The following is a 13,145-nucleotide window of genomic DNA, read 5'->3' as shown; positions in this document are numbered from 1 at the left end:
TCCGGCACAATCGGCGGATGAGCGAAGACCTCTCGGCCACGCCCGCCGCCGTCCCGGCGCCCGACCACGACCCCTACCTGTGGTTGGAGGAGGTGTCCGGCGAGGCCGCCCTCGACTGGGTGCGGGAACGCAACGCCGAGACCGTGGCCGCGCTGACCGGCACCCCCGACTTCAAGACGCTGGAGCGGGAGGTCCGCGAGGTCCTCGACGACGACGGGCGGATCCCCTACGTCGTCCGCCGGGGCCGTCACCTCTACAACTTCTGGCAGGACGGCGACCACCTGCGGGGCCTGTGGCGGCGCACCACCCTGGAGGAGTACCGCACGGAGCGGCCCGACTGGGAGATCGTCCTCGACCTGGACGCGCTGGCCGAGGCCGAGGGGGAGCCGTGGGCCTGGTCGGGCAGCAGCGTCCTCGCCCCCGACCACCGCCACGCCCTCGTCCTGCTCTCCCGGGATGGGGCCGACGCCTGCGTGGTCCGCGAGTTCGACCTCGAACGGCTGACGTTCGTCGAGGACGGGTTCACCGTCGCCGAGGCCAAGACCCGCGCCGGCTGGCTCGACCACGACCACCTGTGGATCGGCACCGACTTCGGCCCCGGCTCCCTGTCCCCCTCCGGCTACCCCCTCCAGGTGCGCCGCTGGCGCCGCGGCACCCCCCTCGACCAGGCCGAACTCGTCTACGAGGGCCGGCCCACCGACCTGTCCGCCGCCGGTTGGCGCGACCACACGCGCGGCTTCGAACGGGACTTCGTCTCCCGCCAGATCGACTTCTGGAACCAAGAGCTCCACCTCCTCCCCGAGGACCCCGCCGCACCCCCCGTCAAGATCGACGTGCCGGACGACGCGGTCGCCTCGGTGCACCGCCGCTGGCTGCTCGTCAGCCCCCGCTCGCCCTGGCTCGGGCAGCCCGCCGGCAGCCTCCTCGCCTTCGACTTCGACGCCTTCCAGGCGGGTGGACGCGACCCGCACGCCCTCTTCACCCCCGAACCGCACACCGCCCTCGCCGGCTACAGCTGGACCCGCAACCACCTCATCCTGCGCACCCGCGCGGACGTCTCCTCCCGGCTGGAACTCCTCACGCCCGGACCCGACGGCTGGACCCGCGAACCCCTGGCCGGCGTCCCGCCGCTGTCCACGGCCTCCGTCGTCGCCACCGACCCCGACGAGAGCGACGAGTACCTCCTCGACGTCACCGGATACCTCCAGCCCTCCACCCTCCACCGGGGCACGGCGGGCGACGCGCGCGGCGACGGCGAGACCCTCAAGCAGGCGCCCGCCCTCTTCGACACCGCCGGCCTGACCGTCGACCGCCACTTCGCGACCTCCGCCGACGGCACCCGGGTCCCGTACTTCGTCGTCGGCCCCCCGGACCGGCCCGGCCCCGGCCCCACCCTGCTCTACGGCTACGGCGGCTTCGAGATCTCCATGGTCCCGCGGTACAGCGCCGTCACCGGCCGCGCCTGGCTCGCCCGCGGCGGAACGTACGTGGTCGCCGGCATCCGGGGAGGCCACGAGTACGGGCCGCCCTGGCACCGGGCCGCCCTCGGGGCCCACCGCGTCCGCGCCTTCGAGGACTTCGCCGCCGTCGCCCGCGACCTCACCGAGCGCGGGGTCAGCACCCCCGCGCAACTCGGCATCGAGGGCGGCAGCAACGGCGGCCTGCTGATGGGCGCCATGCTCACCCGCCACCCCGAACTGTTCGGCGCGGTCGTCGCCCACGTGCCGCTGCTGGACATGCTCCGCTTCCACCGGCTGCTGGCCGGGGCCAGCTGGATCGCCGAGTACGGCGATCCCGACGACCCCGCCGACCGGCCCCACCTGGAGCGGATCTCCCCCTACCACCGGATCCGCGCCGAGGGGGACCCGTACCCGCCTCTGCTGCTGCTCACCTCGACCCGCGACGACCGGGTCCACCCCGGCCACGCCCGCAAGATGGCGGCCCGGCTGCGCGAACACGGCCACCCGGTCCTCTTCCACGAGCACCTGGGCGGCGGTCACGCCGGCGCCACCGACCACCGGCAGACCGCCTTCAACGAGGCCCTGGTGCACGGCTTCCTGTGGGAGCGCCTCACCCCCGCGAGGTGAGGCCCCGCCCGGATCCGGATCCCCGTCGGGGTCCGGGTCCGATCCGGACCGGCCGCGCGCGGCGTGCTGCCGCGCCTCGCGCGCCGGGGCTGGTGGAATGGAGCGACCGGCGGCCCGCGGGGGGCCGCCCTCCCGGCGGAGGCGATGTGTCGGACCGCGAGGGGCGGGCGTGGGGACCGGCTCCGGACGAGGTCCTGGAGGCGATCGGCACCACCGACGACGAGCGCACCACCTGCCGGGAGCTGGCCGCCTTCCTCTTCCGGACGCTGTGCGACGCGGTCGCCGTCGACCTGACCGCCGCAGGCCGCGTCGAGCGGGTGGCCGTCGCCGGCGCCGCCTCCCTGCTGCGGCCCCCGGCGGCGGGCGGCGGCCCGGCCGTACGGGCGGTGGACGAGGGGCACCCCTTGCGCAGTTGGACGCTGCGGCCGGGCCGGGCGCCGGTCCACGGCCTGTCCGTCGCGCTCTCCCGGCAGGGGGCCTCGTACGGGACCCTCCTCGTCGCGCGGACCGGCCGGGCGTTCGACGACCGGGAGGCGGCCGCCGTGCACTTCGCGGCCCGGGTGGCGGCCGTCCACGTCCGTCACGCCCGCCGGCTGGCCGCCGGCGAGCAGCTCGCGCTGAAACTCCAACGCGCCCTCGTCGCCGACCCCGGCCGGCCCCACCCCAACCTCCTGATCGCGGGCCGCTACCGGCCGGTGGGGCCGAGCACCCTGGTGGGCGGCGACTGGTTCGAGACCGTACGCCTCCACTTCGGCCGGACCCTGCTGGTCGTCGGCGACGTGATGGGCCACGGCCTGGAAGCCGCCGTGGACATGAACGCCTACCGCTCCACCCTGCGCGAGGTGGCCTCCACCGAACTGGCCCCGCACCGGGTGCTGCGCCGGCTCGACGCCCTGGTCGCCGAGGACGAGGCCCGACGCCCGGCGACCTGCCTGCTCGTGCGGGTCGACCCGGCGCGCGGCGTCGCCCTCTGCGCGAGCGCGGGCCACCTGCCGCCGGCCGTCTTCGCGGCGGACGGCGCCGGGCGGCTGCTGGACGTGCCCGTCGGCCCGCCCCTGGGTACGGGGCTGGGCGGTTACGAGGCGGTGGCCCACCCCCTGGCCGCCGAGGAGACGCTGCTCCTGTACACGGACGGGCTCGTCGAGCACCGGGGTGAGGACATCGACGCCTCGCTGGCCCGCCTGACGGCCCTGCGGTTGCCCCGGGGCGCGAGCGTCGACGCGGCGGCGGACGCGGTGGTCGAGGGGCTCGACGCGCGCCGCGCGGAGGACGACGTCGCGGTCCTCGCCGCCCGGATCCGCTCGCGGGGGCCGCGTCCGTAGGCGCTCAGGGGTCGGTGCGGGCGATGAGGAGGGCCACGTCGTCGTGGGTGTCGGGGCGGCGCAGGGCGGAGAGCAGCAGGTCGCAGGTCTCCTCGATGGGCCGGTGGGGCCCGGCGAGGAGGTCGGTCAGGGTCAGCAGCCGGGTGTCGATGTCCTGGTCGCGGGTCTCGACGAGCCCGTCGGTGTACATGACCAGCTCGTCGCCCGGGGCGAGGGTGACGCTGGTGGTGCCGAAGGGGATCCCGCCGACGCCGAGCGGAACGGCCGTTTTCAGCCGCAGCAGTCGGGGGTGGCGTCCGCTGCGCAGGTGGACGGGGGGCAGGTGGCCGGCGGTGGAGATGTGGCACAGGCGGGTGCGGGGGTCGTAGACGGCGTACACGCAGGTGGCCATCGCCTCCCCGAGGTCTGCGGTGGCCGCGTCCAGGTGGGTGAGGACCGTCGCCGGTTCCAGGCCGAGGCGGCCCAGCGCGCGGGCGGTGGCCCGGAGCTGTCCCATCGCGGCGGCGGCGTTGATGCCGCTGCCCATGACGTCACCGACGACCAGCGCGGTGCGGTCGTCGGTGAGGGGGATGACGTCGAACCAGTCGCCGCCGGTCTCGTCGGCGGCGCCGGCGGGCTGGTAGCGGTAGGCGATGTCCAGTCCCGGGGCCGGGTGGGGGTCCTGGGGCAGCAGGTGACGCTGGAGGGCGAGCGCGGTGTGCCGCTGGCGTTGGTACCAGCGGGCGTTGTCGATGGACACGGCGGCGTGCGCGGCGAGTTCGGAGGCCAGCAGGACGTCGTCCTGGCCGAACGGTACGGGGTTGCGGGCGCGTTTGAGGTCGAGGGCGCCGAGCACCTGGCCCCGGGCGATCAGGGGGACGGCCAGGTACGAGTGCAGGCCGGCCTCCCCGAGCAGCCGCGCCGCGTCCTGGTCGCGGGCGATGCGCGGCAGGTCCTCGGGACGCACGATCGGGAGGAGGACCGGGCGCCCGGTGCGGGCGCAGTGGGCCACCAGGCGGGCGGGTCCGTAGAGGGCGACGTCCCCGACGGGGTCGGCCGCCGCCTCGGCCTGCGTGTGGTACGCCGACTTCAGGGCCAGGGCCCGGAAGCGCACGGCTCCGCCCTCGGACCCCTCGCCGGGCCGGGCGCCGGTCAGGATGGTGTCCAGGACGTCGACGGTGGCGATGTCGGCGACCTCCGGCACCACGACGTCGGCCAGCTCGCGGGCGGTGATGTCCAGGTCGAGGGTGGTCCCGATGCGTACCGAGGCGTCCGCGATGAGGGACAGGCGACGCCGCGCGTGGGCGGCGGAGACGGCGGCCCGGTGCTGTTCGGTGACGTCGACCACCGAGACGGCGACGCCGATGACGTGGGACGCCTGGTCGTCGAGCCGGTAGATCGACACCAGCCAGGCGTGTTCCTCCTCGTCGCCCGCGTTGACGCGGCCGGTGGTGAACTCGTCGAGGACGGGGACGCCGGTGTCCATCACCTGCCGCATGCGCTCCTCGACGGCCTCCGTGTCGAGCAGCGGCAGGACGTCGCCGATCCGACGCCCGAGGTGGCGGGCGGCGGGCACGCCGTTGATGCGTTCCAGCGCCGGGTTGACCAGGACGTAGCGCAGGTCCGTGTCGAGGACGGCGAGGCCGATGGGGGACTGGTCCACCAGGCGCAGGGACAGCGCGAGGTCGCGTTCGACCCGGCGCAGGGTGGCCTGCTCGGAGGCCAGTCCGAGGGCGAAGAGGCGACCGCTGTCGGCCTGGAGGCGCATGTTGCGGAACTCCACCAGGACGGTGTGTCCGTCGCGGTGGCGCACCGGGAAGGTGCCGGCCCAGGCGCCCTGGCCCGTCATGACCCGGGCGAAGAGGTCGAGCACCTCCTGCCGGTGGCTCTCCGCGACGAGCAGCCGGGCGGCGGGCCGGCCCAGGGCCTCCTCGGACGTGTAGCCGTACAGGGTGGTGGCCTGCGGGCTCCACAGCCGGATGCGGCCCTCGGCGTCGAGGACGACGGCGGCCACGCCGAGGACGTCCAGCAGCCCGCCGGCGGCCGGGATGCCCACGGGGAGGGCCTGGGCCAGGGGTGTCGCGGCGGTCGGCGGGGGCCGCGTTCCGGGGCCCTCGGCCGGGGGAACGGGCTGCTCATCGGCCATCGGCGGCCTCCTCACCCGGTCGGACCTCTCTCCATGCTGAGGCCCCGGACCCGGGCGTGCGACCCGGTCCCCCTCAGGGGCCGTCCGGGGTCGGTCGCAGACCGCTCGCGGCGAGCAGCTCGTCGAGCCCGTCCTTGATCTCCCGGGGGGTCCGGCCCCGGTCCGCGGTCAGGTGGCAGATGAGGCTCGGGGTGAGCGGGGCCAGCAGGAGGTGGGCCAGCAGCCCGGCGTCGGCTCCGGGGCGGATCCGGCCGACCAGGGTGGTCACGTGGGTGTGCATGGCGCTGTAGGGGCCGCTCGCGTACCGGGTGAGCGGGGAGGCCACCTCGCCGGCCAGCAGCAGCTGCCGCTGGTCGACGATGCGGTCGGTCAGGGCGTGCAGGAAGGCCCGCAGTCGTTCGGCGGGCGGCGCGTCGGGGCCCAGTGGGGGCGGCCCGCCGAGGAAGGCCTCCTGGAAGCGCAGCTCGCGGTCGTCGAGGAGGGCGTAGATGAGCTGTTGGACGTCGCCGAAGCGGCGGTAGACGGTGCCGACGCCGATGCCCGAGGCGTGCGCCACGGCGTTCATGGTGAGGGCCTCCGGGCCCTGCCCGGCGACGATCGCGGCGGCCGCGTCCAGGATCCGGCGGCGGTTGCGCGCGGCGTCCGCGCGTTCGGGCGCGGGGCGTCCGCCGGCCATCGGCAGTTCGACGCGGGGGCGCTCCCGGGGCGGGAGCGGATCGCCCCGCCGTTCCCGCCGATCGTGGTGTCCCGGTCGCTCGCCCGGCTCGCGCGGATCCGCCATGGCGGCCTCCTGTGGTCTTCCCGCCCTGCCCGGGCCCTGTGGAGGACGAGCGTACCGGAACAAGATCCGTTTTCGGGGCGGGAAGGGCTTGCGAACCGGATGGCTATCCGGTTCACTCTGAGCAGGGAAACGGATAGCCATCCGCTTCCATTCGCTTCGGGAGGGTTACCCGTCATGACCGTCAATCCCAGGATCGCCGTCGTCCACTACTCGTCGACCGGCACCGTCCACCGCCTCGCCGAGGCGCTCGCCGAGGGTGCCGAGAAGGAGGGCGCGGAGGTCCGCCTGCTGCGCGTCGCCGAACTGGCCCCCGACGAGGCCATCGACTCGCGGCCGGAGTGGCGCGCGCACGTCGAGGCCACCCGTGACCTCCCCGTCGCGAGCCACGACGACCTGCGGTGGGCCGACGCCTACGCGCTGGGCACCCCCACCCGCTTCGGCAACGTCTCCGCCCAGCTCAAGCAGTTCATCGACGGCACCGGCGGCCTGTGGGCCGAGGGCGTCCTCGCCGACAAGCCGGCCACCGCCTTCGGCAGCGCCGGCAACCTGCACGGGGGCAACGAGTCGACCCTCCTCGCCCTCTACAACACGCTGCACCACTGGGGTTCACTGATCGTGTCGCCCGGTTTCACCGACCCGGCCGTCTCCGCCGCGAACGGCAACCCGTACGGCACCACGCACGCCTCCTTCGCGGGCGCGCCCGGCGAGAACATCCTCGAAGCCGCCCGCTACCAGGGCGCGCGCCTGGCCCGGATCACGGCCCGGCTGCTGGCGGGCGGCCGGATCTGACGCGACGCGGCGCGCCACCGCCGCCCGGGGGGGACGGGGCGGCGGTGGCGCGGACGGGCGGCGGCGGGGGCGGTCAGTGGAACAGCATGGACGCGCCGCCGGCCGGGGTGGTCACCGATCCGGGACACAGGAAGCTGCCGGAGGTCTTGGTGGCGGTGAAGGCCCGGTTCACGTACTTGCGGCCGGTCCCGTCGCGGTCCCAGACCAGGTTCGTGGCCTTGTAGCGGCAGGAGACGAAGCTCTGCTGCCCGGTGATGTCGATGAGGTCGGTCCGGGCGGTGGCGGCGCCGTCGTCGAAGGCGAACGCCGGGTTGTTGTTGAGGGAGGCGCTGATGCCGCCGTCGCAGGCGAGGTTTCCGCCGGGCTTGTTGACGGTGGTGCGGTCGACGGTGAGCGCGGCAGGGGGGACGGCGCTCGTCCTGGCGTTGGTCCAGGTGCAGGTGTTGCCCGCGACGACGATGACGCCGTCGACGCGCTGATCGGCCGTGCCGCCCGCCGCGACGGCCGTCGTGGCGCCGGTCAGGGTGGCGGCGACGGCGGCGGCCGCCGTGCAGAGCTTCGCGAAGTGCCTCATGTCGGTCTCCTTGACACGTCCTTGTGGGGGTGTGGTGCGAGGCCGTTCGGAGTGCGCACGGAGCGTGTCACAGGGGTCTTGAGATGTCATGGCCACATCACGCATTGGCCGGAACCCGGCCCCTCGGCGGGGGCGTGCCGGGCGGCGGCAGGGGCGGGCCGGGGGTCGGGGCAAGGCAGGCGGGTGGCCGGGCGGCGGGGTGGCCGAACGGCCGGGTGTCAGGGGACGTCGGTGTCGGTCGGCTCGGGCGCGTAGAGGTGCGGCGCGTCGCCCTGCCACTCGACCAGCGGGGAGGGCTCGCCGAGGACCAGCTCGTCGGGGTCCGGCACCTCGGCCCGGCGCAGGAACTCGATCACGTCGGCGTCGGCGTGCGCGACGCCGAGGACGTTCTCGCGGTTCTGGACGCGCAGCGTCACCCGACGGCCGCCGGAGGGCGAGATGCGGTGGACGACGATCGGCGCGTGCTCCATCCCTCCACCCTGCGTCCGGGAGGCCCCGGCCGCCACCGAGGTCCCACCGCCCGGCCCCGCGCGACGTCCCGCCCCGCGACCGGGGAGCCCCGCGTGATCCGCTCCCGGCTTCCCGCGCCGCGCGCCCGTAGGCTGGAGACATGTGCGGCCGCTACGTCTCCACCCGCAGCCCCGAGGACCTCACCGACCTGTTCGGGGTGACGGCGCGCGGCGCGGACCCGGTGGTGCCGCCCAGCTGGAACGTCGCGCCCACGGACCCGGTGTGGGCGGTGCTGGAGCGGGCCGACCGCGAGACCGGGGTCCTGGAACGCCGCCTGCGGGCCCTGCGGTGGGGGCTCGTGCCCTCGTGGTCCAAGACCGCCGCCGGCGGCGCCAAGATGATCAACGCCCGGGTCGAGACCGTCGCGGAGAAGCCCGCCTACCGGCGCGCCTTCGCCGCGCGCCGCTGCCTGCTCCCCGCCGACGGCTTCTACGAATGGGAGGCCGTCCCCGCCACCGCCACCGCGAAGGCCTACAAGCGGCCCTGGTTCATCCGCCCGCGGGACGGCTCGGTGATGGCGATGGCCGGCCTCTACGAGTTCTGGCGCGACCCCGCGGTCGAGGACGACCGGGACCCGGCGGCCTGGTGGGCCACCTGCACCGTGCTCACCACCGAGGCCAGGGACGAAGCCGGCCGCGTCCACCCCCGCATGCCCCTCGCCCTCGCCCCCGCCGACTACGACGCCTGGCTCGACCCCGCCGGGACGGACGCCCACGACCTGCGCGCCCTCCTCACCACCCCCGCCGGAGGCCGGCTGGAGGTCCGCGCCGTCACGACCGCCGTCAACAACGTGCGCAACAACGGCCCCGAGCTCCTCGAAGCCGCGGCCGGCGCCTGACCCCGGCGCCCGACTCCGGCACCCGACCCCGGCGGCGCCCCGCGCCGCGACCCGCACCGAGCGGCGCCGACGGCCCGCCGGGTCGATAGTGGGGCTGTGGACGATGTGGCGCGGGAGCCGGAAGGACGCGGACCGGCCGACGCCCCGGACGCGGTCGCCTGGTCCGGGATCGAAGGGGCGCGGGCCTTCGCCGCCGTGGAGGGCGCCACGGACTGGCTGCTCGGCTACCCCTTCGTCCTGCGGGCCCTGGCCGGCCGGATCCGGGCGGACCAGGTCCTGCTGGACTACGGGTGCGGCCCGGGCAAGGTGGGTCGGCACGCCGCCCGCACGCTGGGCGTGCGGGTGCTCGGCGCGGACACCTCCCCGCAGATGCTGGCCCTGGCCGGGACCGCCGGTCGGGAGGAGGGGATCCGGGCGGAGTACCACCTGGTCGAGGACGGGCGGGTCACGGATCTGCCGGACGGGTGCGCGGACGCGGCGATGTGCAGCCACGTCGTCGCCTCGCTGCCCACCGAGGGGGCGTTGCTGGCCGTGTTCACGGAGGTCCGCCGCCTGTTGCGGCCCGGCGCCCCGTTCGTGCTGCTGGTCACCGATCCCGCCTGCGCGGGCCACGCGTACGCCTCCGTGCGGATCGGCGAGCCGGGTGCGACGTACGGGCCGGGCGATCCGCTGACCGTCCGGCTGCTGCGCACGGACGGGTCCTGGCAGGAGGTGCGCAACCACGCGTGGCCGGTGGGCGTGCATCCGGCCCTGCTGGAGCGGGCCGGGTTCTCGGACGTGGTCCAGCACCGGCCGACCGTGGCGCAGGCGGCGGCGGTCGCGGACCCCGACCTCGTGCGCGGACGGCCCTGGACGGCGGAACGGGAACGACCGCCGCTCGTGATCACCACGGCGTTCGCCGCCGACGGACCCTGACGGTCCACGCCCGACGCGCCACGACCGGTGGGGTCGGGGGCGCACGCCCCCGACCCCACCCGCTCCCGTCGGCGTCGTCAGCGGCGCAGGATCCTGCGCGAGACGCGGTCGCCCAGGAACTGCGCGGACTGAACGAGCACGATCAGGACGAGCACCGTCACCACCATCACCGAGGTGTCGAAGCGCAGGTACCCGTACGTCATGGCCAGGTTCCCGACGCCGCCCCCGCCGACCGTGCCGGCCACCGCCGAGAAGTCGATCAGCGCGACCAGCATGAAGGTCAGTCCGAGCACGAGCGGACCGAGGGCCTCCGGGATCAGCACCGTGAGCAGGATCCGCAGCGGCCCGGCCCCCATGGAGCGGGCCGCCTCGACGACGCCGGGCTCGACGGACAGCAGGTTGGACTCGACGATCCGGGCGATCCCGAAGGTCGCCACGATCGTCATCGGGAAGATGGCGGCGTTCGTCCCGATCATGGTGCCCACCACCGCCCGGGTGACGGGGGCGAGGGCCACGATCGCGATGATGAACGGCACCGGGCGGATGACGTTGATGAAGGTGCCCAGCACCGCGTGGACGAACCGGTTGGGCAGGACGCCGCCCTTGCGGGTGGCGTACAGGGCGAGCCCGACCGCGAGACCGGCGACGGTGGACAGCGCCAGCGTGATCAGCACCATGTAGACGGTCTGGCCGGTCGCCTCGACCACCTTGGGCCAGAACGTGCTCCAGTCGGCCTTCACCGGACCCCCGCTTCCCGCCGCGCGGGCGCGTCCAACCCGGCGACCACGGCCTCCACGGCCTCGGGGGCGCCGCGCAGTTCGAGGGTGACGTTGCCCAGGGGGCGTCCCCGGACCTCGCCGACACCGCCGTGGACGAAGGTGAAGTCCACGCCGTGCGTGCGCAGCAGGCCCGACAGGGCGTCGATCGCCGGTTCGCCGTCGACGACCGGCACCGTGACGAGCCGGCCGGCATGGCGGGTGCGCAGTCGTTCCCACAGGGGCTCGTCGGGGGCGCTGTGCAGCGCGGAGCGGGCGAAGGCGGCCGTGGTGTGGTGGCGCGGGCGCGCGAACACCTCGTAGACCTCGCCGCTCTCCACCACCCGTCCGTCCTCCATGACGGCGACGCGGTCGCAGAGGGTGCGGACGACCTCCATTTCGTGGGTGATCAGCAGGATGGTGACGCCCAGTTCACGGTTGACGCGGCGCAGCAGGGCGAGCACCTCGCCCGTGGTCCGGGGGTCCAGGGCGGACGTGGCCTCGTCGCACAGGAGCACCTTCGGGCGGGTGGCCAGGGCGCGGGCGACGCCGACGCGCTGGCGCTGGCCGCCGGACAGTTGCTCGGGGTAGCGCTTTCCGTGACCGGCGAGACCGACGAACTCGAGGGTCTCCTCGGCGCGTTCCCGGGCGCGGGCGCGGTCCATGCCGGCCAGGCGCAGCGGGTAGAGCACGTTGCCGAGGACGGTGCGCGAACGGAAGAGGTTGAACTGCTGGAAGATCATGCCGATGTCGCGGCGGACGGGGCGCAGCTCGCGCTCGCCGAGGGTGGCGAGGTCGCGGCCCTCCACCAGGACGCTGCCCGACGTCGGCTCCTCCAGCCGGTTGACCAGGCGCAGCAGGGTGGACTTGCCGGCGCCGCTGTGTCCGACGACGCCGAACACGCCGCCCGCGTCGACCGACAGGCTCACCCCGTCGACGGCGCGGGCACCGCCCGGGAACTCCTTGGTCACGTCGCGGAACTCGACGGCGGCGCTCACTTGGTCAGCTGCTTCCGGATCCGGTCGAGTTCGGCGCGCAGCTCGGTGGCGGGCAGGTCGACGTGGTGGGCGGTGCCGTTGCTGGTGCGGCGGACCTCGTCCTGCACGGCCTTCGAGGCGTACAGCTTGACGATCCTGGCGTAGTCCGGGTCGTCCTTCTGCGCGGCGCGGGCGGCGATGACGTTGAGGTACGGGACGGACTGCGGGCTGGTGGGGTCGTCCTTGAACAGGGCGGTACCGGCGTCGATGCCGGCCAGCTCGGCCACCCCGTCGTTGATGATCGCGGCGTCGGCGTCGCCCAGGGTGCGGGGGGTCTGCTGCGCGTTGACCGGGGTGAGCTTGATGTGCTTGGGGTTGGCGGTGATGTCGTCGGGGGTGGCGAACAGGCCGGCGTCCTTCTTGAGTTCGATCACCTTCGCCTGTTCCAGGACGCGCAGGCCCCGGCCCTGGTTGGCGGGGTCGTTGGGCAGGGTGACCCGGGCCCCGTCGGGGAGGTCGGCGAGCTGCTTGTGCCGGGAGGAGTAGAGGCCGAGGGGGACGACGGTCGTCGCGGAGACGGGCGCGATGTCGGTCTTGTTCTCGGTGTTGGACTGGGCGAGGAAGACCAGGTGCTGGAAGGCGTTGAGTTCGATGTCGCCGGCGGCGAGCGCCTTGTTGGGGAGCGAGTAGTCGTCGAAGACGACGGTCTCGACGGTGAGCCCCTCCTTCTTGGCCTCCTTGGCGAGGACCTCCCATTCGGGGGAGTCCCCGGAGACCCCCACCCGGATCCGCTTGCCGTCCGAGTCGCCGAGCCCGCAGCCGGAGACCAGGAGCGCGAGGGCGGTGACGGTGGTGGTGAGGGCGAGCGCGGTGCGGCGGCGCGGGGACGCGGGAAGCGAAGGAGACATCGTGGATCCAGAGATAGAAGAACGCGTGAAGCGAGGTACCTCTGAACCGTAGGTCGAAAATTCAGCGATGGCTTGGTATGAAAGATCGTATTCACGATCCTGCAATGAAACGAAGGTGAGAGGGGGTGTGGACCCCGGGTCAGCCCGTGGGCGTGTGCGCCGGACCGGCCGGCGCGCCCGGGTAGCTCTCGCCGAGGACCGTGTCGAACAGGACGGTGACCTCGCGCGCGGACAGGCCCTCCTCGCGGGCCTCGCGCATCCACTCGCCCAGCCGCGTCCGCAACGGGGACTCCGGAGCCGTCCGCGGGCTCGCCAGCGACCGGGTGATGAAGGTGCCGGAACCCTGGCGCACCTCCACCAGCCCGGACCGCTCCAACTCGCGGTAGGCCTTGAGCGTCGTGTTCGGGTTGACCTTCGTGGTGGCGGCCACCTGCGCCGCCGTGGGCAGCTTGTCGCCCTCCGTCAACGCCCCCATCCGCAGGGCCTGTTCGACCTGGTTGACGATCTGGAGGTAGGCGGGCAGGCCGCTGCGGCGTTCGATGCGAAACACGACCACGGTGCCCG

Annotated in this window: 13 protein-coding genes; 5 read left to right on the top strand and 8 right to left on the bottom strand. The window is 74.5% G+C overall.

All coding sequences use genetic code 11. The annotated features are described in order from the left end of the window. Window positions 1-17: 17 nt before the first annotated feature. Together ACZ6ZI_RS05925 and ACZ6ZI_RS05920 are read left to right on the top strand one after the other, a co-directional pair. Window positions 18-2,087 carry a prolyl oligopeptidase family serine peptidase gene (locus ACZ6ZI_RS05925; RefSeq protein ID WP_469516586.1) on the top strand — a complete coding sequence of 690 codons (2,070 nt, stop codon included), beginning with the start codon at window positions 18-20 and terminating at the stop codon, window positions 2,085-2,087. A gap of 146 nt (window positions 2,088-2,233) precedes the next feature. Beyond that, window positions 2,234-3,409, top strand: coding sequence for a PP2C family protein-serine/threonine phosphatase (locus ACZ6ZI_RS05920; protein ID WP_469516584.1), 1,176 nt, complete (start codon window positions 2,234-2,236; stop codon window positions 3,407-3,409). Window positions 3,410-3,413: 4 nt separating this feature from the next. Here the strand turns inward: ACZ6ZI_RS05920 and ACZ6ZI_RS05915 are convergent, their stop codons facing one another. Together ACZ6ZI_RS05915 and ACZ6ZI_RS05910 are read right to left on the bottom strand one after the other, a co-directional pair. Further along, window positions 3,414-5,534 (bottom strand): SpoIIE family protein phosphatase, encoded by a 2,121-nt coding sequence (locus ACZ6ZI_RS05915; protein ID WP_469516582.1) that lies wholly within the window; start codon window positions 5,532-5,534, stop codon window positions 3,414-3,416. Between the two features lie 73 nt (window positions 5,535-5,607). Further along, a complete protein-coding gene (locus ACZ6ZI_RS05910; RefSeq protein WP_469516579.1) occupies window positions 5,608-6,315 on the bottom strand; it encodes a TetR/AcrR family transcriptional regulator in 708 nt (235 codons plus the stop codon). 174 nt (window positions 6,316-6,489) lie between these two features. Here ACZ6ZI_RS05910 and wrbA point away from each other — a divergent pair, with 174 nt between their 5' ends. Then, on the top strand, window positions 6,490-7,104 hold the full coding sequence (gene wrbA / locus ACZ6ZI_RS05905; RefSeq protein ID WP_469516577.1) for an NAD(P)H:quinone oxidoreductase: 615 nt from the start codon (window positions 6,490-6,492) through the stop codon (window positions 7,102-7,104). 73 nt (window positions 7,105-7,177) lie between these two features. Here the strand turns inward: wrbA and ACZ6ZI_RS05900 are convergent, their stop codons facing one another. Together ACZ6ZI_RS05900 and ACZ6ZI_RS05895 are read right to left on the bottom strand one after the other, a co-directional pair. Further along, window positions 7,178-7,678 carry a hypothetical protein gene (locus ACZ6ZI_RS05900; RefSeq protein WP_469516574.1) on the bottom strand — a complete coding sequence of 167 codons (501 nt, stop codon included), beginning with the start codon at window positions 7,676-7,678 and terminating at the stop codon, window positions 7,178-7,180. 218 nt (window positions 7,679-7,896) lie between these two features. Continuing rightward, the gene (locus ACZ6ZI_RS05895; protein ID WP_363059908.1) at window positions 7,897-8,148 is read right to left on the bottom strand and encodes a hypothetical protein; all 252 of its coding nucleotides are present in this window, start codon (window positions 8,146-8,148) and stop codon (window positions 7,897-7,899) included. Between the two features lie 140 nt (window positions 8,149-8,288). Here ACZ6ZI_RS05895 and ACZ6ZI_RS05890 point away from each other — a divergent pair, with 140 nt between their 5' ends. Both ACZ6ZI_RS05890 and ACZ6ZI_RS05885 read left to right on the top strand, forming a co-directional pair. Continuing rightward, on the top strand, window positions 8,289-9,026 hold the full coding sequence (locus ACZ6ZI_RS05890) for an SOS response-associated peptidase (protein ID WP_469516571.1): 738 nt from the start codon (window positions 8,289-8,291) through the stop codon (window positions 9,024-9,026). A 96-nt stretch (window positions 9,027-9,122) separates the two neighbouring features. Beyond that, complete coding sequence (locus tag ACZ6ZI_RS05885; RefSeq protein WP_469516568.1) at window positions 9,123-9,941, top strand: class I SAM-dependent methyltransferase; 819 nt, start codon at window positions 9,123-9,125, stop codon at window positions 9,939-9,941. A gap of 77 nt (window positions 9,942-10,018) precedes the next feature. Here ACZ6ZI_RS05885 and ACZ6ZI_RS05880 read toward each other — a convergent pair whose 3' ends face one another. From ACZ6ZI_RS05880 to ACZ6ZI_RS05865, 4 genes are all read right to left on the bottom strand, one after another. After that, window positions 10,019-10,681, bottom strand: a complete 663-nt coding sequence (locus tag ACZ6ZI_RS05880; protein ID WP_363059902.1) for a methionine ABC transporter permease — start codon at window positions 10,679-10,681, stop codon at window positions 10,019-10,021. Continuing rightward, complete coding sequence (locus ACZ6ZI_RS05875; protein WP_469516563.1) at window positions 10,678-11,694, bottom strand: methionine ABC transporter ATP-binding protein; 1,017 nt, start codon at window positions 11,692-11,694, stop codon at window positions 10,678-10,680. Before ACZ6ZI_RS05875 ends, ACZ6ZI_RS05880 begins: the two co-directional genes overlap by 4 nt. Further along, on the bottom strand, window positions 11,691-12,581 hold the full coding sequence (locus ACZ6ZI_RS05870) for a MetQ/NlpA family ABC transporter substrate-binding protein (RefSeq protein ID WP_469516560.1): 891 nt from the start codon (window positions 12,579-12,581) through the stop codon (window positions 11,691-11,693). The genes ACZ6ZI_RS05875 and ACZ6ZI_RS05870 overlap by 4 nt, the downstream gene beginning before the upstream one ends. A 139-nt stretch (window positions 12,582-12,720) precedes the next feature. Then, a complete protein-coding gene (locus tag ACZ6ZI_RS05865) occupies window positions 12,721-13,137 on the bottom strand; it encodes a GntR family transcriptional regulator (RefSeq protein WP_469516557.1) in 417 nt (138 codons plus the stop codon). Window positions 13,138-13,145 lie beyond the last annotated feature (8 nt).

It is taken from the genome of Streptomyces sp. NPDC103540 (assembly GCF_055584445.1).
The sequence above is the reverse complement of the archived record's forward strand: the minus strand, read 5'-3'. Positions and strand labels throughout refer to the sequence as shown.